We start from the raw sequence: 21923 nt of genomic DNA on the forward strand, positions 1-21923 counted from the left end.
ATTTTTTCACTAAATTTAATCATTCAAATTTAGTTTTAATGTTATAAATAAATTCAAATAATAAGTCATTGTACGTAGCATTTAACATGCAACATAAACTGGATTTTTCATGAATTGGTTGTTGGTCGCGCTTGGTGGTGCTATTGGTGCAACTCTTCGTTATGGCGCAGGTGTATGGTTTGCAAAACCTATGGGGCTATTTCCATGGACAACGTGGTCAGTCAATTTGATTGGTTGTTTTCTTGCGGGTGTATTTTTTGCATTTAGTCAGAAGTTTTTAATTTTACAAAATGAAGCACGCTTACTTTTAATGGTGGGCATTTTAGGTGGATTCACCACATTCTCAAGTTTTGGTTTAGAAACCTTTCAGCTCATTAAACAAGGGCAATTTCCACTTGCTTTGGCCTATGCGTTAAGTAGCTTAATTTTGGGTGTGATTGTACTTGCGATAGGTTTCTATATATTTCAATTTATTCTAGAAAGTAAATAATAAGACTATAAAGATCAATCAATAAATAAAAAAAGCCTAAGTACTGGAGTATTACTTAGGCTGGGGAATGGAAGTACTTTATCTTTGTTTTCTTAAAATTATCTGAACAGCTTGTTAGCGTTTGAAACGAGCAAAACGTTTATTGAAGCTTGCAACACGTCCTTCATTTGAAGTTTGACGTTGTTCACCTGTATAAAATGGATGAGATGCACTTGAAATATCTAAAGTGACATAAGGATAGGTTTTACCTTCATGCTCTTTTGTTTGAGATGTTTGCAAAGTACTGCCAATTACAAAAAATGCATTTGCATTTGTATCGTGAAAAAGAACTTCTCTATATTCTGGATGGATATCTGGACGCATAAATTCTCTGCCATTACTTTATAATTGAAATGTTATAATATAACATTTTGTGCGGCAAATAAATATGCGTTGCAAATTGTAAAGATATTTATATCTTTAAATTAACGGCGTGGAGGCACTAGCTCATCAAACACGTCAGTTAAATTATCATTCACTTTTAAGTGAATAAGATTCCAATACTGACCTGAAATGGTACGGTTCACCATTAAAGTATCTGGAGACGGTTTAAATACATCCCAATATTTTAAAGAACGTTTTACTAATTCCACACCATCATGATGCGCAGAATTTTCCGCAAAATCATATTGTGTTGTCAGTGGGCGCATTAATACTTCAAGCCATTCTTGGTATAAATTTTCTGGGAATTTTCCAAGTTCGGTTAAAGAATGAAGATCATCTAACCTTTGTTCTATTTCATTAAGATTACTTTCACGTGCAGCATTAACCAATTCTTTAAAGTGACCAATGACCTCTGTAGAAAGTGTTTTTACACCGCCGTAGTCATAAACAATAACCGAACCATCTTCTCTAAATGCGAAGTTGCCCGGGTGAGGATCGCAGTGGAAACGTTTTAAATAGAAAATTTCTTGTCCAATGGCTTTGAATAAGCGGCGTCCTAATTCATTGCGCGTTTCTTGTGACCAAGTACTTGCGGTTTCAATATTTTCACCTTGTTCCAAACTTAAAGTGAGAATATGTCGAGATGAAAAGTCTTTGAATACACGTGGAATAATAATTTTACTGTCTAAAGACTCATGGAAAATTCGGGCAACTTCTAAGTTTTGTGCTTCAATTTGATAGTTTAGTTCGTTATCTAAACTTTCTTGAATTTCTTTAAATAATTGATCTTGAAGTTTACGGTCAATTTTCAAAACACCCATTAAACGAAGTGCCAAACGAACTTGTTTTAAGTCACTTTCACAAGCTTCATCTACACCTGGATATTGTACTTTTACAACAACTTGCTCTCCATTTGGCAAAGTTGCTTTATGAACTTGTCCAATTGAAGCTGCGGCAAAAGGTGTTTCATCGAAGCTTTTAAAAATTTGATTGAGTGGTTTTCCTAGTTCTTTTTCTATTTGCGCTTTAATTTCGGCAAAAGGCATAGCTGGTGCTTGTCTTTGTAATTTTGAAATAGCACGTGCAACTTCGGGTGGGAAAATATCTTTATATTGAGATGCAATTTGACCAACTTTCATGACCGCACCTTTCATTTCCCCTAAAGTGTCGGCAATTTGAATTCCAATTTCTTGGAACATTTGGCTTCTAGATGCATTCTTTTGATCTTCATCTGCGGTGAGATTTTTAATCGAGTTGGATACAGTTTTAGTCGCAATACTTGCAGTCATACTTGCAAGCTTCATAAAGCGACGACCGGGCGTGCTAGCCGATTTAGCCATTCGATTTTCCTTCAGATCATTTTTATATGATGACTTTGATAATAAGTGTAGAACAGCAAATTGCCTACTGTATTTTGTTAAGATGATGGAGAATTTATGAATCTTTTAGTAGAAGAATAAAATAAAGCCGAAACAATGTTCGGCTTTAATTGAAGCATTATTAAATTTAAGAAAACTTTTGAGCAAGTCGTTTATTGTTGAAATACAACCTACTTAACAATAAAACACAGGCAACGCTTAATCCAACAATAAGACCAATCCATACACCTGCTGCACCCATTTCAGTGAAGCGTGCTAAGTAAATACCTACCGGGAATGCAATAACCCAATAGGCAAGCATGGTAATCCACATAGGACCTTTGGTATCTTGCATGCCACGCAAACAGCCTGCGGCACTCACTTGCCAAGAATCCATTAGTTGGTAAGCAATCGCAAATAGCACAAGAAAAACAGCAATATGCGTTACGTCATAATCACTTGTGTAAAATGACACAATCTCAGAACGGAAAAACCAAAGTAAGATCATAGAAACAAGCGCAAGTACGGTGCCTGTTGCTAACCCTAATAATTGAACTCTACGCATTGCGAGTAGATTTTTTTCACCATAATAGGTGCCAATACGAATGGTCAGCGCAATCGCCAGTGACATTGGAATCATAAATAATTGTGAAGTAATAGAAATAGCAATTTGATGTGCTGCAACGGTTACTTCTCCTAATGGACTGAGTACAATTGCGGCAGTGCTGAAAATACTTACTTCAAAGAAAATAGCTAAACCAATAGGGAAACCGAGAGCCATAATTCGTTTAACCCAATACCAATCTACTTTTTCGAAAAAGGCAAAAGGTTGAGATTTTTGGTAAGCCTGTGCTTTGAAAATATAAAGTGCTAATGCAAAGAACATTAACCATTGCAAAATAGATGTAGCAAACCCACAACCTGCCGAGCCTAAAGCAGGAATAGGTCCTAAGCCATACATAAATATAAGGTTTAACGGAATAAGTACAACAAGTGCAACTAAGCTAATTACGGTTACAGGGCGAGGATGACCTAAAGCCTCTGAATAACCGCGTAAAGCTGCATACATAGTTACCGCAGGCATTCCTAAACCAATAGCATGTAAGAACAAACTTGCTTTGGGTAATAATGCTTCAGGTACGCCAAATAACGGAAGTAAAAAAGGCATAGTCTGTAAAATTAAGCCTGCAATAATTCCTAAAATAAGCGCAACCCATAAAGATTGACGGGCAATAGTAGCAATTTTTTCAGGCGTACGCGCACCTTGAGCTTCAGCAACTAAAGGCGTAGTTGCAATCATAATGCCGCTAAAAAGTAGCATGATGGGAATCCATAAACCTACACCAACAGCAATAGCAGCCAAATCATTTGCAGAAAGATGTCCTGCCATAATGGTATCAATTAGACCAAAACCTGCTTGGGCAAATTGAGTGATCAAAATGGGGATCATTAATTTAAATAGTTGTTTTAACTCGTAACCTGTACTTATAACTTTAGACACTAAAAAACTCTTAAATTGGTGCTTAGTACTTAAAAATTAGCGTTGTAAAGTGAGAAGCACACCAATGAAAATCACTACACCACCTAAAAAGCGTTGCCAGTTAATTGGTGTTTTTTCGACACCGAATAAACCAAATTGATCAAAAATCATAGATGTTAAGATTTGACCAAAAATAATTAAGCCTGAAAGTGTAAGCAAACCCAATTTAGGTGCGGCAAAAAGGCTCATGCTAATTGCATAAACACCTAGACATCCGCCAAACCATAAATACCAAGGCATAGCGATAATATCGCCAAAATTTGGTTTCGTTGAATTTTGAACAAACACTAAAAAGCAAAGCAGTATTGTACCAATCAAAAATGAGAAAAGGGCAGCTTGTAAAGGAGATTGTACATAATCGCGAAGTTGGGTATTAATTGCGGTTTGAAAGGTCAAGGCAATACCAATACCCATTGCAAGTGGTAGTAACAACATAAGCTGACTTGATATTTTTATCATTTTGATCTGTCTATTTTTTGTGTAATTTTCATCAGTTTAAAGTAAATACCAATATATTTCATGAGCAATAGAATCTCTCATGTTAAAATTTGCAAAGTTTTATTCTTGAGTGATTTCCTTGTCTGAGTTAAATCCTGCAAATGTACCGTTGTCTTTATATATTCATATGCCTTGGTGTGTGCGTAAATGCCCATACTGCGACTTTAATTCGCATGCAGTTCCCGATGGGAAACTGTCTTTAGATTTAGAACAAGAATATTTACAAGCGTTGGTTGCAGATTTTAAAACTCAAATAGACTTTGCCCAAGGACGTAAAATTCACAGTGTATTTATTGGTGGTGGCACGCCATCGCTCATTTCTGCAAAGGGTTATGACTGGTTATTTACAGAATTAAAAGCATTACTGCCTTTTGAAGATGGTTGCGAAATTACTTTAGAAGCAAACCCTGGAACAGTCGAGCATGATCCTTTTGCAGGTTATTTAAGTGCAGGAATTAACAGACTTTCGATTGGCGTACAAAGCTTCAATACAGACCATTTGCAGAAATTAGGTCGTATTCACTCAAATGATGATGCAATTTCTGCAATTAAAAATGCAAAAGAAGCAGGTTTTGAGCGGGTAAATGTAGACTTAATGCATGGCTTGCCTGAACAAACTTTAGAACAAGCCTTGTTAGATTTACAGCTTGCCGTTGAAAGTGGCGCAACGCATGTGTCTTGGTATCAACTGACGATTGAACCGAATACAGTTTTCTTTAGAACACAGCCCATTTTACCTGTAGATGATGTTTTGGAAGGTATTCAAGAACGGGGTGAGACGTATTTAAAAGCACAAGGTTTTGTTAATTATGAAGTTTCGGCTTGGCGCAAAGAAAAGCCTTCTGCACATAATTTAAATTACTGGAAGTTTGGCGATTATTTAGCAATTGGTGCGGGTGCACACGGTAAAGTCACGCAAAAAGATGGTGTGTATCGTTTTCAAAAAACACGCTTGCCGAAAGATTATTTAGCTAAAGTTCCTGCAGAAAATTTGCAATATAAGCGAATTGAAAAAGAAGACATGCCTTTTGAATTTATGATGAATGCACTTCGGTTGAATCATGGGGTGGATGCGAAACTTTATGCCGAGCGTACTGGCTATAGTTTGGATGATTTGTCTGAATTATTAGCATCATTACGTAAGCGTAAATTGATGGTAGATGACGAAAACTGCATTTCATGTACAGAACAAGGACATGTGTTTTTAAATTCGGTGTTGGAAGAGTTTTTGTGATTTTTAATATAAAAATCACCTCTTATTTGAAATGAATGAGGTGATTGTAATGGGGTTGGGATTTTAAAGGATAAGAAAAATATGTCTGAAGTATGTACTTGGGATTGGGAGTTAATTTATAAATTTTTTCAAACTACACTTGCAGTAGCTCTATTATTTACAGCATATTTTTTATGGCATAGACAAAAGAAAAAGAAATTATAGCCAGTGAAGCCAAAGATGCTGTTAAAGATTTATTGGAGTTGTTAGTAGTCAATAGAAGCATTAGATATGAAAACTCCAAGAGTAAAAGTGAGCTTGAGTTAAAACTTATTAAATTTAAGGAATTATCAACAAAGGCTCATAGGTCTTTATTGTTTCTTAATAGAAGTAAGCAAAATGAAAAATTGAATAAACATTTAGAGATTTTTTATATTAGGAAAGAAACGATTTATCACTCAATAAATAATGTGGTAAACAACTCAGATGTTTTTGTGATTATAGATTTTTTACAAAGTGATTTTTGTACATCTGAAATTCTGCGACTTGAAGAGTGTATGGAAAGCTTAATTAATATTATTCATCCATATTCCTTATTCAAGAACATATAGTTGCAAATTAATATTTATTGGTATTAATCACAAAAAAGACCGCTTAAGCGGTCTTTTTTACGAACTTATAAATTAATAATCGAAACTAAAATGTTCAGGTGCAAGAGAAGTCAGTGTTTTTGATGGATTAATCATAGATTCTGCATGACCTTGCGTACGTGGTAATAAACGTTCGAAGTAGAAATCTGCAACTTTAATTTTTGCTTTATAGAATTCAGGAACTTCTGCACCATTGCCATCTGCAAGTTTTTCAGAAGCTGCTGCAGCCTGTTGAGCCCAGAAATAAGCCATCATCACATAGCCAGAGAACATTAAGAAATCTACAGAAGCCGAAGATACAGCATCACGATCTTTACGTGCAGCAAGCATCAAACGAACAGTTAAGGCATTCCATTGAGCGCAAAGTTTTGTTAAATCCCATGCAAAACGACGCATGTATTTGTTTGTTGCATGTTGACCACAGAATTTTAAAATTTCTGCTGTGTAATCACGAATTACCTTACCTTTAGAAGAGAGTAAAACTTTACGACCAATTAAGTCTAAAGCTTGAATACCCGTTGTCCCTTCATAAAGCGTAGAAATACGAGAATCACGAACAATTTGTTCCATACCCCATTCTTTAATATAGCCATGACCGCCATAAACTTGCATGCCATGGTTCGCAGCTTCAAAACCTAATTCAGTTAAGAAACCTTTTAAAATTGGTGTATAGAAACCTAAATGCTCATCGTGTTCTTTGAATGCAGCCTCATCGCCACGAAGTAAAGCATCGTTCATTTTATCTGCAAGCTGTGCAGCATAATAAATCATTGAACGACCGCCTTCGGCAATGGCTTTTTGAGTAAGTAACATACGACGAACATCTGCATGATGAATAATTGCATCTGCTACTTTTTCAGGGTCTTTTTTACCTGAAAGTGCGCGCATAGACATACGGTCTTTGGCATAAGGTAAAGCACCTTGGAATGCAAGTTCTGCATGTGCAACGCCTTGAATAGCTGTACCAATACGTGCAGTGTTCATGAATGTGAACATTGCATGTAAACCTTTATTAGGCTCGCCAATTAAGTAACCTGTTGCGCCATCAAAGTTAAGAACAGCGGTTGCAGAAGCACGAATCCCCATTTTGTGTTCTAAAGAACCACAAGTCACAGGATTGCGTTCGCCAATGCCACCATCTGTACTTGGTAAGAATTTAGGTACAATAAATAATGAAATACCTTTTGTACCAGCAGGCGCATCAGGAAGACGTGCGAGAACAATATGAATAATGTTTTCTGTTAGGTCGTGTTCGCCGGCAGAAATAAAGATTTTTGTACCTGAAATAGCATAAGTACCATCTGCATTAGCTTCAGCTTTAGTTTTAACTTGTCCTAGATCTGTACCGCAATGAGGCTCTGTTAAGCACATTGTGCCCGCCCAAGTGCCCGCAACTAAATGAGGTAAATAGGTATTTTTTTGCTCATCTGTACCAAATTGCATAATGGTGTTGATACAGCCAACACTTAAACCAGGATACATTTGGAACGACCAGTTTGCCGTACCCATCATTTCAGATTTAATTAAATTTAAAGATTGCGGTAAGTTTTGACCACCGAATTCTTCAGGGTAAGATAAACCTTGCCATCCACCTTGTACAAATTGGTCATATGCTTCTTTAAAGCCTTTTGGTGTTTTTACTTCACCATTTTCAAAATGACAACCTTCTTCATCGCCAGATTGATTTAAAGGAGATAGAACATTTTCACAGAAATCTGCTGCGCCTTCCAAAATCATATTTACAGTTTCGGAATCTGCATATTCACCGTTGGAAAGTGTTTTGTAATGTGACGAAAAGTCAAAAACTTCATTCATTAAAAAGCGAATGTCGTGTAAAGGTGCTTTATACGCTGGCATATGTTTAATCCTAATATATAAATTGTTTTGGATTATCTAAGTCGATGTTTTGATTATTCACATCTACAGTAAAATTACATTGATTATTGAAGCTATTAAAAATGTCAGAAAAGCTAATTTGGTCGATGGTATAGGAAAAAACTATCCTGTTTTTCTACCTTATTTATGCATCATTTAATTCAATATTACAATGAGCAAACAACAAAGAATAGATGGTTTTCTAGGAAAATAGAATTTTATATATCTAATTTTATGCAGGATTGTTCAGCATGAATTATGTCGGGCGCAAAAGTCATAATTTGTAATTTGACTTAATGGTGTCAGCCTGAATTGTATATGCTAAATAATTTACCGATATTTAAAATCTAATTTATTTTTAGGTGCGAATATAAAAAAAGAACCTCAATAGAGATTCTTTTTTATGTTTAATTTTTAAATGATTTTTAGATAAAGTCTTTTAAGTCAGGTTTTACGCCATTCCAAATTGAAAAAGCTTCAATTGCTTGTCCAATCAGCATGCCAAAACCTTCTGAAGTGGGTACGCCACGTTCTTTTGCTTGGTCTAAAAATGAAGATGGTTTGCCATAAGCCATTTCATAAGCATGTTTAAATTGAAGTGTTTCAGGTAGGAGTAGGGCATCACCGCTTAAACTTGCAGATGTCGCATTAATTGCAATATCAAAATCACCTGCTAAATCTGTCAATGCAATCGCTTGAAGTTGTGCTTCAGGAACGGCATTTTTTAAGTCAGCTACAAGTTGTTCTGCACGCGCTAAAGTTCGGTTTGCAATCACAATTTTTTTCACACCTGCTTTTACAAGTGGATAAATCACACCGCGCGTTGCACCACCTGCACCAATAATTAAAATTTCAGTATTTTTTAAATTCCAATCTAGCGCATGAATCGCATCGACTAAACCTTGACCATCAGTATTATCGCCATGAAGTTTGCCGTCTTGCATCCAAAGTGTATTTACGGCTTTCGCAATTTTGGCACGCTCTGTGATGACAGCACATTGTGTAAAGGCCTGTTCTTTAAAAGGAACAGTGACATTCATGCCTATACCGCCAGAATCAAAAAACTCATTGATATTGGCTTCAAAGCCATCTAATGGTGCTAGGCGTTTAGTGTAGTTAAGTGAAATGCCAGTTTTTTCTGCAAAAGCATGATGAAGTTCTGGAGAACGTGATTGTTCAATTGGATTACCAATCACTGCAAATTGTTTGCTCACTGTGCATTATCCTTGTGCTGAAATGGCAATCAATATACGTGAAAATGGAAGAAGTAAAAAGTCGGAAAAACAATGCAATTTATCACAGATTTTTATAGGTTTAATATCATTAGAATAGAGCTAAATTATTGACTTGGATTGCAAATATCCAAGATAGCTTCGAACAACATAACAGCAGCAATACAGAATAAAGAAATAGCTGAAAGTACGCTGACAGTAATAGAAAGACCATCTGATAAATTGCTGTCAAATGACAAAGTAATGATGAATGAACAGATTAATAGCGCAGACATTCCAAGGAATGAAATTGTATTTTTATTGATTGTTATATTCACAGTGTATTTCCTTTGATAACTTAGATGTAACTTGCCATCCAAGTGTGTCAATAAGATGAATAGCTGTAACGAATCTGAATAGATTAACTTCATTAAACAGGATTTAAGTGCAATACGATAGTTAAAAGATGTATGTAAATATATTTGGTGTGTAATTTACCACCCTTTTCTCATAAAAAAGCCACCAAATAGGTGGCTTTTAACTTGTTGAGCAATTATTTTTTTAGCTCATTTAACCAATTTTGAGGTTTTAAATAAAAATCAGTTAGGCGTTTTTCAGCAGAGTTTTCATCCCATTCAGGTCTATATGACCAAGCTGCAAGTGGTGGCATACTTACCAAAATAGATTCAATACGTCCGCCAGTTTGTAAGCCAAATAAAGTGCCACGGTCATAAACCAAGTTATATTCAACATAACGACCACGGCGGTATAGCTGGAAGTCGCGCTGTGCTTCGGTATATGGTTTGTCTTGGTTGCGCTCAAAAATAGGTACAATTGCTTCTAAATAACCATTACCTACCGCTTGCATGTATTCAAAGCACGTTTCGAAATCCCATTGATTTAAATCATCAAAGAATAAACCACCAACACCACGTTGTTCATCTCGATGCTTTAGATAGAAATAATCATCACACCATTTTTTGTGTTCTTCATAAATTTCATCACCAAATGGTGCACATAGGTCGTGTGCTGTTTGGTGCCAAGACAAAACATCTTCATCATTTGGATAAAATGGGGTTAAGTCGAAGCCACCACCAAACCACCAAATTGGATCTTGTCCTTCTTTTTCAGCTACAAATAAGCGTACATTGGCATGTGAAGTTGGAACATTTGGGTTTTTAGGATGAATTACCAATGAAACGCCCATCGCTTGGGCTTTTGCACCTGCAATATTGGGGTGACGTTCTGTAGCAGAAGTAGGTAATTTTGAAATATTGATGTGGGAGAACATCACACCACCTTTTTCAATAACTGTACCATCTTGTAAAACACGTGAACGACCACCACCACCTTCAGGGCGTTCCCAATCATCAATTTTAAATTCTGCCGAACCACCGCCAATTTTTTCTTGTTGTTCTAAACGGGCACAAATACGCGCTTGCAAGTCTGTTAAATAATCACGAACACGTTGAATATCAGCTGAAGTAGGATTCTGCATCACGACCATCATAGGGAGTTATTAATTGCGTACATCAAAACATAAAATCTTAGAAAATTTAAGGGGTTTTTATCGATGTTGATGATTGGTTATTTAAAAAGCCCTAAAAATACTAAGGCTTTTACGTTGTGTTGTTGAAATATTTGATTAAGCCCATCACAATGTATGAAATTGCGGTATAAATTATTTAAGTTGTGGTCACAACGTAGCCGAAAAAGTGGGTAAATATGGGTACTTCTTTAGTTCAAAAATATAATGTTCCTGGACCACGCTATACCAGTTATCCAACGGTTCCTTATTGGGATAACACGACTTTTTCTCTTGAGCTTTGGAAGCAAAGTTTAAAAAAATCTTTTGAGGAATCTAATCAATCAGAAGGTATAAGTCTTTATATTCACTTACCATTTTGTGAAAGCCTATGTACATTTTGTGGTTGTCATAAACGTGTGACCAAGCGCCATGAAGTTGAACAACCTTATATTCAAGCTGTATTAAAAGAATGGGACTTATACTGTGAATTATTGGTAGAAAAGCCTGTTATTAAAGAAATTCATTTGGGTGGTGGAACACCAACGTTCTTCTCAGTTGACCATATTCAACAACTTATTCAAGGAATTTTAGATAAATCTGAAATTGCAGATGCACACGAATTTAGCTTTGAAGGGCATCCGAACAACACTACAAAAGAACACCTGCAAGCCTTATATAACTTAGGTTTTCGCCGTGTGAGTTATGGTGTTCAGGACTATAATGAGAACGTTCAAAAAGCTATTCATCGTATTCAGCCCTTTGAAAATGTTGAGCGTGTAACGCAGTGGGCACGTGAAATTGGTTATGAATCTATTTCACATGATTTAGTTTTTGGTTTGCCATTTCAAAATTTAGAAGATGTTTTAAATACCATTGAACAGACCAATAAATTAACGCCAGATCGTTTGGCATTTTATAGCTATGCGCATGTGCCTTGGATTAAAGGCAATGGTCAACGTGGTTTTAAAGATGCAGATGTACCAAAAGATGATTTAAAACGTCAATGTTATGAAGAGGGCAAAAAGAAACTGCTTGAAAATGGCTATCACGAAATTGGGATGGATCATTTTGCTTTAGAAAAAGATGGTATGTATCAATCTTTCCAAGAAGGCACATTGCATCGTAACTTTATGGGTTATACCGCATCTAAAACACAATTGATGATTGGTTTGGGCGTATCTTCCATTGCAGACAGTTGGTACAGCTTTGCGCAAAATGAAAAGGTATTGGAAGATTATTATGCTCGTTTAGAAAATAATGAAATTCCAGTATTTCGTGGGCATGTTTTAAGTCATGAAGATTTAATTATTAGAAAACATATTCTAAATATGATGTGCACTTTCAAAACATCTTGGGCAGATGCTTCTATGTATTTCCCAGAAGTGGATGAGGTAATTTCACAACTTGACGAAATGCAGAAAGATGGCTTACTAGAAATATATGAAAATGGATTGTCTATTACAGAAAAGGGAAAACCCTTTGTGCGTAATATTTGTATGGCATTCGATTTGCGTATGAAGCGTAAAGTGCCAAATACACAAATTTTCTCAATGACGATTTAAATGAAAAGCTCCCTAAAATATTGAACTGTTCAGTCAAATTTAGGGAGCTTTAGATTATATTTATTTAAATTTGAAAATCATCGGTTTTGTACATGTGCGACATGCGCTCATGTTTGGTTTTTAAATATTCTTCATTATGCGGGTTTAAACCAACTGTAAGTGGAACACGGTCTACAACTTGAATACCTAAATCTGTAAGGGCTTTCATTTTAAGTGGGTTGTTTGTGATCAATTGAACTTCTTTAATTTCTAAATGATCAAGCATGATATTACACATATCATAACGTCGAGCATCGGCAGGTAAGTTCAACATTAAGTTTGCATCTACCGTATCGTGCCCTTGATCTTGTAGAGCATAAGCGCGAATTTTATTGGTTAAACCAATACCACGGCCTTCCTGACGAAGGTACAAAATCACGCCTTGACCAGCTTCATTAATAAGCTTTTGAGTGGCTTGTAATTGTGGTCCACAATCGCACTTTAAAGAAGCAAAAGCATCGCCTGTTAAGCATTCTGAATGAATACGTACAAGTACTGGACCTGTTGGCGGAGTATCTAAGCCCTTAGACAGTGCAACATGCTCTTCGCCTGTTTGGGGATCTTGAAAAACCGTAATTTTAAATTCACCGAAAGCGGTTGGGAGTTTTGAGGTTGCAACAAATTTTATAGGCACAGCTTAACCCGTTAAATCGTTTAATAATTGAATAAAGTATAGCGTAATGCTCAGACATTAGTAGAATTGGCAGCGATAATTTATGTATAAGATTTTCTTTTTTGTATAAACAAGAGAATAATGGTTGATAATGAGTAGGATTATTCAGGATAATCTACGCACCAAATACGCGCCAAACTGAAAATCATAGCTCAAAACTACATTGCTAGAAGTGTTGCTGATTGAAGGTGATACCATTCGATTATATGATCGATTAATTCCCATTGACCTAGCTTAGTATTTGCCAGGCTTTAGAAGGCTTTGCCATATATGTTGTATACCGAAATACCAACTCTTCGCCCTGTAACACCATTGCTCGATGGCATAGACCATCCACAGCAACTACGTTTACTCGAGCAAAGCCAATTAGAAAAGTTGGCAGATGAGTTACGTCAATACATTTTATACGCAGCAGGTCAAAGTGGCGGGCACTTTGGTGCAAACTTAGGTGTGGTCGAGCTTTCAGTGGCTTTGCATTATTGCTTTAACACACCTAAAGATCGCTTAGTTTGGGATGTGGGTCATCAAGCTTATCCGCATAAAGCACTTACAGGTCGTCGTGAAGAGCTTACAACTATTCGCTCTAAAGATGGTTTAGCTGCATTTCCTGCACGTGAAGAATCTGTATTTGACACATTTGGTGTAGGACATTCATCTACTGCTATTTCAGCAGGTTTAGGTATGTCTTTGGCACGTCGTTACCAAAAAGACCCTTGCGAAGTGGTTGCTATTATTGGTGATGGAGCAATGACAGCAGGCATGGCTTTTGAAGCGATGAACGATGCTGTTGCACATAATGCAGACTTAATGATTGTTTTAAATGACAACGATATGTCTATTTCATGCAGTACAGGTGGTTTTGCTAAACATTTAGCTGCAATTTGGGAACGTGGTGAATCAGTAAATATTACTGAAGATGGTGAAGCTTTCGTACAGTCACATCCTGAATGGACGTACAATTCACGGTTGCATGAATCTGCAACAGATGTAGCAGACAACTTATTTAAAGCCATTGGTTTTGATTACTTTGGTCCTTTTGATGGGCATGATGTAAACCAATTGGTTCACGTTTTTAATGCATTAAAGAAGCGTAAAGGTCCACGTTTAATTCATATTTATACCGTGAAAGGTAAAGGTTTTGCACCAGCAGAATCAGATCAAATTAAATATCACGCAATTTCTAAATTAAATGCTAAAGCATCTACAAATAAAGTGCCAAAATATTCAGATGTGTTTGGTCAATGGTTGTGTGATGAAGCAAAACAAGATGAGCGCTTACTCGCAATTACCCCAGCGATGTGTGAAGGCTCGGGTATGGTTCAATTTGCCAAAGAGTTTCCAGAACGTTTTTTTGATGTTGCAATTGCAGAACAACATGCGGTGACGTTAGCAGCGGGTATGGCTTGTGAAGGGCTAAAACCTGTTGTGGCAATTTACTCTACATTCTTGCAACGTGGATATGATCAACTTATTCATGATGTTGCTTTACAGAATTTAGATGTGACTTTTGGTATAGATCGTGCAGGTTTGGTGGGTGAAGATGGCCCAACACATGCAGGTGCATACGATTATGCATTTATGCGTACTGTTCCAAACATTGTCATTATGGCACCTAAAGATGAAAACGAATGTCGCCAAATGTTACATACAGCCTATCTACATAAAGGCCCCGCAGCTGTTCGTTACCCACGTGGTGCAGGCTTAGGTGTCGACATTCAAGAAAAAATGACAGCTTTAGAAATTGGTAAAGCTGAAATTGTTGCGAAATTTAATGAACAATACGACGAGTATATTTCAGTACTTGCTTTTGGTAGTCGTGTTCAAGCAGCAGCTGAAGCGGCTCAAGCATTTGCACAAAAAAATGAAATGGCAGTTCGTGTTGTGAACATGCGTTTTGTAAAACCTCTGGATGAGCAAATGATTTCAGCTATTGCAGATAACACAGCATTATTTGTAACAGTTGAAGAGCATGCCATTATGGGCGGTGCAGGTAGTGCAGTGAATGAATACCTTGCAAAAGCAGGCATTGTTAAGCCAATTTTAAACTTAGGTTTAGAAGATAACTTCATGAATCAGGCGACACATGAACAGATGTTACAACAAGCTGGATTAGATGAAAAAGGCATAGAAGCCTCTATTCAACAGGCTTTGCTTCGAATTACAAATGCTGTTTCATCGTAATATTTAAAATTTAACAACATTTTTTTAACATAAAAGCGCTTATATTTGTTAAGATATACGCGCTTTTATGCATTATTCTTTATCAGTATCTTCAAATTTGTAGTGGGTGTTCAATGGAACCTATGGTGGTTATGGCTGCGCGTGCGGCTCAATTAGTTGGTCAAGAGCTTTTAAAAGCGCATCAAAATCGTCATAAACTCGATCTACAAGTCGAAGAAAAAGGGATTGATGGTCCTGTAACGCGTGTAGACCGTTACTTGGAACAGTTGGCTATCGATACTCTACGTAAAAGCTATAAAAACCACAGCTTCCTTGGTGAAGAGTTTGGTTATCAAGAAGGTAAAGGTCACGATGCTGAATGGTGTTGGGTAATTGATCCACTTGATGGCACATTAAACTTCATTAACGGCGTACCTCATTTCTGTATTTCAATTGCAGTTCAACATAAAGGTATAACTCAACACGGTGTTATTTATGACCCAGTGAAAGATGAGCTATTCTCTGCAAGCCGCGGTCGCGGTGCAATGTTGAACCAACGCCGTATTCGCGTAAATGTGAAAGATAGCCTGAACAACACATTCTTATCTGTTGGTCATGCGTTCCGTAAAATTCGTAACGGTGAAGTTGTTTCATACGCAAAAAATCACTTCGATGCATTATTAAATGTAACTGAGTCTGGCGCACAATTCCGTCGTACAGGTTCTGCTGCATTAGATCTTGCATACGTTGCGGCTGGTCGTTTCGATGGTTACTTCGAACTTGGTTTAAAACCATGGGACATCGCAGCAGGTGAGTTAATTGTTAAAGAAGCTGGTGGTACTGTAGTCGATGCACGTGGTGGTAGCGAATCTATGGAAAATGGCCAAGTACTTGCTTGTTCTATGAAAATGCTTAAACCACTTATGCAGGCTGTTGTACCAGCTTGGGGTGATGCAGCTAAGTAATATAAGACTTAGTCATAGAACTTAGATTTTGAGTTTTTGAAGATTTTTAAAAAGCCCTCTTTATTAAGAGGGCTTTTTATTTAGAGTTTATGTGTTTTGTAGTCGTTGCTTTAAGCTTAAAGAAAACAGCATTAGAATTAAAAATATTGGAAACCAAAATAACGTCGACGCGATGTTGATATCGTTTAAAAGGAATTAAAATTGACAGACTATATTCACTCCTTTGCACTTTTTTTTACTTTGCTGAATCCATTTATGATGAGTATTTATATGCTTGGACTCATCAAAAATTTAAGTGCACCCATTTTTAATAAAGCTCTTATTCAGGGTTCAATTATTTCTTATGTGGTATTTGTTCTATTCGCATGGGGTGGGGAAGCTATTTTTTCTCAATACCTACAAGTACGTTTTGAGGCATTTCAAATTTTCGGCGGTATTATCTTTTTAGTTATTGGTTATCGCTTTGTTTTTGAAGGTGCAGATACCATTGGTAATATTCGAGGTGGTAATGCAGCAGGTATGATCGCAATGCCATTTATGATTGGCCCGGGAACGGTTAGTGCATCAGTCATTACAGGTTCTAAAATTTCAGTATTAGGTTCGGCAGCTGTCATTGGTGCGACTTTGGTTATTACATGTAGCTTATTAATTCTCATGAAATTCGCACATGATAATTTAAAAGTGAGTCATGCCGATTATGTTGACCGCTATGTTGATATTGTTGGTCGAATTGCCGCGCTATTGGTTGGTACTATTGCAATTGATATGATTGTTAATGGTGTGGTTGGGCTGATTGTAGACTTTTAAACAGTATATTTCTTGTTATACATCAGTCTTATTTATCATTAAAATTAGTTTAGCTGACTAAAATAGGTGACTTTTAAAAAAACTCTGTTATACTCTGCCCACGCACTTATATTTTAGTTCATTACCTGAACATTTCTCTTCAAATCATTGTGTATGCGCGTGCGGTCCAACTAGAGGACGATATCTCGCGCCCCAATCGCTTTAGCGATTCCTTCAGGTTAATAAGCCGTTATCAAACGTGCGTTATATTACATCGACGTTACTCGGATCGCCGCTGAATCTAAATTGTCAGCGATTATTGCTGTGCCGCTTTTTGCCGATGTCCATCTGACTTATTTTTAATGGAGCACCCCATTTCCGGGTGAAATACTCTATGAGCAAAACTTTTGCTGATTTTCCTTTACATGAATCGTTACAACAGGGTTTACAAGCATTAGGCTTTACTACGCCTACACCTGTTCAAGAACAAGCGATTCCTGCTGCTTTAGAAGGTAAAGACCTTCTTGTATCAAGCCAAACTGGTTCTGGTAAAACTGCTGCGTTTCTTCTCCCTACATTAAACGCACTTACGTCTGAAGATGCTTTGGTTCCTTTCAAGGACCGCATGAAAGCAGTAACTCAACCAAATATTTTGGTTCTTTGCCCAACACGTGAATTGGCTCAACAAGTTAGCCAAGATGCGATTGCACTTGTACGTCACATGAAAGGTGTTCGTATTGCTGCAATTATGGGCGGTATGCCTTTTGGTAAACAAATCCAACAATTAAAAGGCGCGCAAGTTGTTGTTGCAACTCCAGGTCGTTTACTTGACTTGGTAAATCGTCGTCAAATTAAATTAGACAAAGTTGACGCGTTAATCGTTGATGAAGCTGACCGTATGCTTGACCTAGGTTTCTCTGAAGACCTAGAAGCAATTAGTGATTTTGCTGCTAACCGCAAACAAACATTAATGTTCTCTGCAACTTTTGCTGGTCGTATTATCAGCCTTGCAGAACGCATGATGAATGACCCACAACGTATTTCGATCGAAACTGGTCACTCTACAAACACTGACATCACTCAAACATTGCATTGGACTGATGGCTTTGAACACAAGAAAAAATTACTTACGCATTGGTTAAGCGCTGAAGACGTTGATCAAGCTGTAGTATTTGCTTCTACTCAAGAAGATACAGATATGCTAGCTGAAGAACTTGCTGAAGCAGGTTTATCAGTTGTAGCGCTTCACGGTGCTATGCCACAAACTGTACGTAACCGTCGTTTACGTAGCATTCGTGAAGGTCGTGCTAAGATTTTAGTTGCGACAGACGTTGCTGCTCGTGGTCTTGACGTACCAACAATTTCACACGTAATTAACTTTGGTCTTCCTATGAAGAACGAAGATTATGTACACCGTATTGGTCGTACAGGTCGTGCTGGTCGTACAGGTAAAGCAATTACACTTGCAACTTACCGTGAACGCGGCAAGATTCGTGCTTTGGAAGATTTCTTAGATGCTCGTCTAAACGTATCTGAAATTGAAGGTCTTGAGCCATCTCCACCTCCTGCACGCGGTAGCCGTGATGGCGGTGGTCGTGGTCGTGATGGCGGTGGTCGTGGTCGTGGTGGTTTCGGCGGTGGTCGTGGTCGTGATGGCGGTGGTCGTAGCCGTTTTGAAGGCGAAAGCAACTTCAAACGTCGTGAAGGCGGTGAAGATCGTCCACGTCGTAGCTACGATGACAAACCACGTGGCGAACGTCCTGCTTTTGGCGGTGAAGATCGTCCACGTCGTGATTTTGGTGATCGTCCAGCTCCACGTCGTGAAGGCGGTTTTGGTGATCGTCCACAACGTTCATTTGAAGATCGTCCACCACGTCGTGAAGGCGGTTTTGGTGATCGTCCACAGCGTTCATTTGAAGATCGTCCACCACGTCGCGAAGGTGGTTTCGGTGATCGCCCACGTCGTGAAGGTGGTTTTAATGACCGTCCTCGTTCAAATGATGACAACCGTGGTAATCGTGTAGATTACAAACCTCGTGAAGGTGGTTTCGGTGATCGTCCAAAACGTGATTTTGGTGATCGTCCAGCTCCACGTCGTGAAGGCGGTTTCGGTGACCGTCCAAAACGTGATTTTGGTGATCGTCCAGCTCCACGTCGTGAAGGTGGTTTCGGTGACCGTCCACAACGTTCATTTGATGATCGTCCAAAACGTACATTTGGTGGTGAAGACCGTCCACGTCGTAGTTTTGATGATAAACCACGTGGTGAGCGTACATTTGGTGAAGATCGTCCACGTCGTAAATTTAACGACTAATACGAATTTAAGAAAAAAGCCGATGGTCATCCATCGGTTTTTTTGTTTAAATTTTGCATAACAATAATAATAATGTATAATTAATCACATAATAATTCATTTTTGATAATAATGATTGGTAATAATTTGAAAACTGCAAACTATAAAGCTGTACAAGAGGTGCTTATGCCATATATCGGTTTAGCTCTAGTTCTCTGCAATGTGCTTTTTTTTCTATATACATACATCTCGTAAATTCAATTATTAAAAATAATACTTAGAAAAAATATAAACTAGATCTTAAAACATTCAGAGGTAACAATTTTATCTCTAATCATTTATATTATACGCGCTGAAAATACTTATTCGGGACAAGCTCGGCTATGAATAATCAAGAATCCCTAGAAGCTCATCCGCTTATTCAAGTTAAGAATTTGAGCTTTAAACGAGGGGAGCGTGTTATCTACGATAATATTGATATGAATATTCGTCGTGGCCAAATTACCGCAATTATGGGGCCTTCGGGTACGGGTAAAACAACATTATTACGCCTAATAGGTGGTCAGCTTACGCCAGATTCTGGTGAAATATTATTAGATAACAAGAATATTGCAGATATGTCTCGTTCAGAGTTATTTGCTGCACGTGCTCGTATGGGTATGCTTTTCCAAAGTGGCGCGCTTTTTACAGATATGACGGTTTATGAAAATGTCGCTTTTCCAATACGTGCACATACAAAATTATCTGAGCATTTAATTGCTGAACTTGTTGCTTTAAAGCTTGAATCTGTAGGCTTAAGAGGCGCAGAGCAACTTATGCCATCTGAATTATCTGGTGGTATGAATAGACGTGTTGCTTTGGCGCGTGCAATTGCGCTTGATCCTGAATTAATCATGTACGATGAGCCATTTGCAGGACAAGATCCAATTGTAATGGGTGTGCTTACTCGTTTAATTCGTTCACTACGTGAAGCTTTAGATTTAACAACAATTATTGTGTCGCATGATGTTGCCGAAACTTTATCTATTGCAGATTACATTTATGTTGTAGCTGAAGGGAAGGTGCAGGGTGAGGGTACACCTGAGGAATTAAAAGTACATTCATCTCCTTTTGTTCAGCAATTTTTGACAGGTTCCATTGATGGTCCTGTCGATTATCAGTTTAGTCATCAAGCATATTTAAGCAATGAGGTTGGTTCATGAATGCTATTGCCTTATTAGGTAGACGCGTTATTGAGCGTATTCGCGGAATTGGTGTTGCTACGCTTATGCTTTTACAGATTTTAACATCACTACCTACATGGCAAGGTGTCAAGCTTTTCATCTACCAAATGTACCGTGTTGGTGTGATGTCGTTGCTTATTATTGTTGTATCTGGCTTGTTTATTGGTGCTGTTTTAGGCTTGCAGATGTACAGCATTTTAGTGACTTTTGGTAGTGAGGCAATGCTGGGTACAGCAGTTGCTTTAACATTACTAAGAGAGCTTGCTCCTGTTGTTGCCGCTTTATTATTTGCAGGTCGTGCAGGTTCTGCACTGACGGCTGAAATTGGCTTAATGAAAGCGACAGAACAACTCTCAAGTATGGAAATGATAGGTGTCGACCCACTTAAACGTGTGATTTCACCGCGTTTATGGGCAGGTATCTTTAGTTTGCCAATGCTTTCTGTCATTTTTGCTGCCGTAGGTATTATGGGGGGTAAAATGGTAGGGGTAGATTTCTTAGGTGCGGATGAAGGTTCTTATTGGAGTGGCATGGAAAGTAGCGTGCAATTCTATAAAGATGTCTTTAATGGCACAATTATTAAAAGTTTTGTTTTTGCATTAATTTGTACTTGGATTGCGGTTTATCAAGGTTATGCCTGTGAGCCAACATCTGAAGGTATTGCAACTTCAACAACGCGCACAGTGGTGTATTCATCTCTTTGTGTTTTAGGTTTTGATTTCGTGTTGACTGCGGTCATGTTCGGAGGTGTTTAATGAAATCACGTACTAGTGAGCTGGCAGTCGGCATATTTGTAATTCTTTTTGGTATTGCATTATTTTTCTTAGCAATGCGCGTGAGTGGTTTAGTTGGAACAAATATTAGTGACAGCTATGAAATGTCTGCAACATTTGACAATGTAAACGGTATTAAACCACGTGCAAAAGTAGCGTTAAGCGGTGTTAAAGTGGGGCAGGTAGATGAAATTACTCTAGATCCTGTAACACGTTTAGCAACTGTTCATATGACTTTGGATGGTACTTTAACGTCATTTAATGCAAAGCAATTAGAACAAGTTCAAAGTGAAGCATTAGAAGAGTTACGTTATAGCTCAGACTATGAAGCTGCTTCTAAAGTAGAACAAAAAGAAATGGAAAAGCAACTTATTGCTAACATGAAATCCATCACAAATATTGATGAAGATGCTTATATTATGGTTGCAACCAACGGTCTTTTAGGTGAGAAATACCTGAAAATTGTACCAGGTGGTGGCTTGAGCTATTTAAAACGTGGTGATGAAATTTCTAACACTCAAAGCACAATGGAAATTGAAGATTTAATTTCTAAATTTGTAACGGGTGGAGCTGGTGAAAGTAAAGCTAAAGACAGTGGTGATGCAGGCGAGACTCAAACCTCATCAGATACAGCCAGTGCTGAACCATCTTTTGTTGAATAAA

At 37.6% G+C, this 21923-nt stretch carries 19 protein-coding genes; 10 read left to right on the forward strand and 9 right to left on the reverse strand.

Annotated elements, in window-relative coordinates:
* Positions 1-109: 109 nt before the first annotated feature.
* On the forward strand, positions 110-490 hold the full coding sequence (gene crcB / locus MZO21_RS01470; RefSeq protein ID WP_248102902.1) for a fluoride efflux transporter CrcB: 381 nt from the start codon (positions 110-112) through the stop codon (positions 488-490).
* A gap of 114 nt (positions 491-604) precedes the next feature.
* Here the strand turns inward: crcB and MZO21_RS01475 are convergent, their stop codons facing one another.
* The 4 genes from MZO21_RS01475 to MZO21_RS01490 all read right to left on the reverse strand — a co-directional run bounded on the left by MZO21_RS01475 (position 605) and on the right by MZO21_RS01490 (position 4270).
* Positions 605-853: a type B 50S ribosomal protein L31 gene (locus MZO21_RS01475; RefSeq protein ID WP_248102905.1), complete on the reverse strand. Its 249-nt coding sequence runs from the start codon at positions 851-853 to the stop codon at positions 605-607.
* A gap of 101 nt (positions 854-954) precedes the next feature.
* Positions 955-2253 (reverse strand): ABC1 kinase family protein, encoded by a 1299-nt coding sequence (locus MZO21_RS01480; protein ID WP_248102908.1) that lies wholly within the window; start codon positions 2251-2253, stop codon positions 955-957.
* Positions 2254-2419: 166 nt separating this feature from the next.
* A complete protein-coding gene (locus MZO21_RS01485) occupies positions 2420-3721 on the reverse strand; it encodes an MATE family efflux transporter (RefSeq protein WP_248102936.1) in 1302 nt (433 codons plus the stop codon).
* Between the two features lie 87 nt (positions 3722-3808).
* The gene (locus MZO21_RS01490; protein ID WP_248102911.1) at positions 3809-4270 is read right to left on the reverse strand and encodes a DMT family transporter; all 462 of its coding nucleotides are present in this window, start codon (positions 4268-4270) and stop codon (positions 3809-3811) included.
* Positions 4271-4388: 118 nt separating this feature from the next.
* Here MZO21_RS01490 and hemW point away from each other — a divergent pair, with 118 nt between their 5' ends.
* Complete coding sequence (gene hemW / locus MZO21_RS01495; protein ID WP_248102914.1) at positions 4389-5543, forward strand: radical SAM family heme chaperone HemW; 1155 nt, start codon at positions 4389-4391, stop codon at positions 5541-5543.
* A gap of 662 nt (positions 5544-6205) precedes the next feature.
* Here hemW and MZO21_RS01500 read toward each other — a convergent pair.
* From MZO21_RS01500 to hemF, 4 genes are all read right to left on the reverse strand, one after another.
* Positions 6206-8029 (reverse strand): acyl-CoA dehydrogenase C-terminal domain-containing protein, encoded by a 1824-nt coding sequence (locus MZO21_RS01500; RefSeq protein WP_248102917.1) that lies wholly within the window; start codon positions 8027-8029, stop codon positions 6206-6208.
* A gap of 443 nt (positions 8030-8472) precedes the next feature.
* Positions 8473-9261 carry a shikimate dehydrogenase gene (aroE, locus tag MZO21_RS01505; protein ID WP_248102920.1) on the reverse strand — a complete coding sequence of 263 codons (789 nt, stop codon included), beginning with the start codon at positions 9259-9261 and terminating at the stop codon, positions 8473-8475.
* A gap of 125 nt (positions 9262-9386) precedes the next feature.
* Complete coding sequence (locus MZO21_RS01510) at positions 9387-9596, reverse strand: hypothetical protein (protein WP_248102923.1); 210 nt, start codon at positions 9594-9596, stop codon at positions 9387-9389.
* A gap of 215 nt (positions 9597-9811) precedes the next feature.
* Entirely contained in the window at positions 9812-10756 is a 945-nt protein-coding gene (gene hemF, locus MZO21_RS01515; RefSeq protein WP_248102926.1) for an oxygen-dependent coproporphyrinogen oxidase, read from the reverse strand.
* A 227-nt stretch (positions 10757-10983) separates the two neighbouring features.
* Between hemF and hemN the strand changes: the two genes are divergently transcribed.
* A complete protein-coding gene (hemN, locus tag MZO21_RS01520; RefSeq protein WP_154771832.1) occupies positions 10984-12348 on the forward strand; it encodes an oxygen-independent coproporphyrinogen III oxidase in 1365 nt (454 codons plus the stop codon).
* Between the two features lie 64 nt (positions 12349-12412).
* Here the strand turns inward: hemN and ribA are convergent, their stop codons facing one another.
* Positions 12413-13021 carry a GTP cyclohydrolase II gene (gene ribA / locus MZO21_RS01525; RefSeq protein WP_171501177.1) on the reverse strand — a complete coding sequence of 203 codons (609 nt, stop codon included), beginning with the start codon at positions 13019-13021 and terminating at the stop codon, positions 12413-12415.
* A 309-nt stretch (positions 13022-13330) separates the two neighbouring features.
* On the opposite strand from ribA, the gene dxs reads away from it, so the two are divergent.
* From dxs to MZO21_RS01560, 7 genes are all read left to right on the forward strand, one after another.
* The gene (gene dxs / locus MZO21_RS01530; protein WP_248102929.1) at positions 13331-15241 is read left to right on the forward strand and encodes a 1-deoxy-D-xylulose-5-phosphate synthase; all 1911 of its coding nucleotides are present in this window, start codon (positions 13331-13333) and stop codon (positions 15239-15241) included.
* Between the two features lie 113 nt (positions 15242-15354).
* Positions 15355-16185 (forward strand): inositol monophosphatase family protein, encoded by an 831-nt coding sequence (locus MZO21_RS01535; RefSeq protein ID WP_248102933.1) that lies wholly within the window; start codon positions 15355-15357, stop codon positions 16183-16185.
* A 201-nt stretch (positions 16186-16386) separates the two neighbouring features.
* Complete coding sequence (locus MZO21_RS01540; RefSeq protein WP_282441548.1) at positions 16387-16992, forward strand: MarC family protein; 606 nt, start codon at positions 16387-16389, stop codon at positions 16990-16992.
* A gap of 373 nt (positions 16993-17365) precedes the next feature.
* Complete coding sequence (locus tag MZO21_RS01545) at positions 17366-19285, forward strand: DEAD/DEAH box helicase (RefSeq protein ID WP_154771836.1); 1920 nt, start codon at positions 17366-17368, stop codon at positions 19283-19285.
* Between the two features lie 362 nt (positions 19286-19647).
* Positions 19648-20466, forward strand: coding sequence for an ABC transporter ATP-binding protein (locus tag MZO21_RS01550; protein ID WP_154771837.1), 819 nt, complete (start codon positions 19648-19650; stop codon positions 20464-20466).
* Positions 20463-21242, forward strand: a complete 780-nt coding sequence (gene mlaE, locus MZO21_RS01555) for a lipid asymmetry maintenance ABC transporter permease subunit MlaE (RefSeq protein ID WP_154771838.1) — start codon at positions 20463-20465, stop codon at positions 21240-21242. The genes MZO21_RS01550 and mlaE overlap by 4 nt, the downstream gene beginning before the upstream one ends.
* Positions 21242-21922 (forward strand): outer membrane lipid asymmetry maintenance protein MlaD, encoded by a 681-nt coding sequence (locus tag MZO21_RS01560; RefSeq protein WP_154771839.1) that lies wholly within the window; start codon positions 21242-21244, stop codon positions 21920-21922. The genes mlaE and MZO21_RS01560 overlap by 1 nt, the downstream gene beginning before the upstream one ends.
* Position 21923: the final 1 nt, after the last annotated feature.

The sequence above is a fragment of the Acinetobacter portensis genome (genome assembly GCF_023158935.1).
In the GTDB taxonomy this organism is placed as follows: domain Bacteria; phylum Pseudomonadota; class Gammaproteobacteria; order Pseudomonadales; family Moraxellaceae; genus Acinetobacter; species Acinetobacter faecalis.

Bases quoted from the DNA above. Each gene is read 5' to 3' on its own strand.
- MZO21_RS01485 (WP_248102936.1), bottom strand. From the start codon at position 3,721: ATGATCCCCATTTTGATCACTCAATTTGCCCAAGCAGGTTTTGGTCTA.
- mlaE (WP_154771838.1), top strand. From the start codon at position 20,463: ATGAATGCTATTGCCTTATTAGGTAGACGCGTTATTGAGCGTATTCGC.
- MZO21_RS01535 (WP_248102933.1), top strand. From the start codon at position 15,355: ATGGAACCTATGGTGGTTATGGCTGCGCGTGCGGCTCAATTAGTTGGT.
- dxs (WP_248102929.1), top strand. From the start codon at position 13,331: ATGTTGTATACCGAAATACCAACTCTTCGCCCTGTAACACCATTGCTC.
- MZO21_RS01500 (WP_248102917.1), bottom strand. From the start codon at position 8,029: ATGCCAGCGTATAAAGCACCTTTACACGACATTCGCTTTTTAATGAAT.
- hemN (WP_154771832.1), top strand. From the start codon at position 10,984: ATGGGTACTTCTTTAGTTCAAAAATATAATGTTCCTGGACCACGCTAT.
- MZO21_RS01490 (WP_248102911.1), bottom strand. From the start codon at position 4,270: ATGATAAAAATATCAAGTCAGCTTATGTTGTTACTACCACTTGCAATG.
- MZO21_RS01480 (WP_248102908.1), bottom strand. From the start codon at position 2,253: ATGGCTAAATCGGCTAGCACGCCCGGTCGTCGCTTTATGAAGCTTGCA.
- MZO21_RS01545 (WP_154771836.1), top strand. From the start codon at position 17,366: ATGAGCAAAACTTTTGCTGATTTTCCTTTACATGAATCGTTACAACAG.
- crcB (WP_248102902.1), top strand. From the start codon at position 110: ATGAATTGGTTGTTGGTCGCGCTTGGTGGTGCTATTGGTGCAACTCTT.
- MZO21_RS01560 (WP_154771839.1), top strand. From the start codon at position 21,242: ATGAAATCACGTACTAGTGAGCTGGCAGTCGGCATATTTGTAATTCTT.
- MZO21_RS01475 (WP_248102905.1), bottom strand. From the start codon at position 853: ATGCGTCCAGATATCCATCCAGAATATAGAGAAGTTCTTTTTCACGAT.
- MZO21_RS01550 (WP_154771837.1), top strand. From the start codon at position 19,648: ATGAATAATCAAGAATCCCTAGAAGCTCATCCGCTTATTCAAGTTAAG.
- hemF (WP_248102926.1), bottom strand. From the start codon at position 10,756: ATGCAGAATCCTACTTCAGCTGATATTCAACGTGTTCGTGATTATTTA.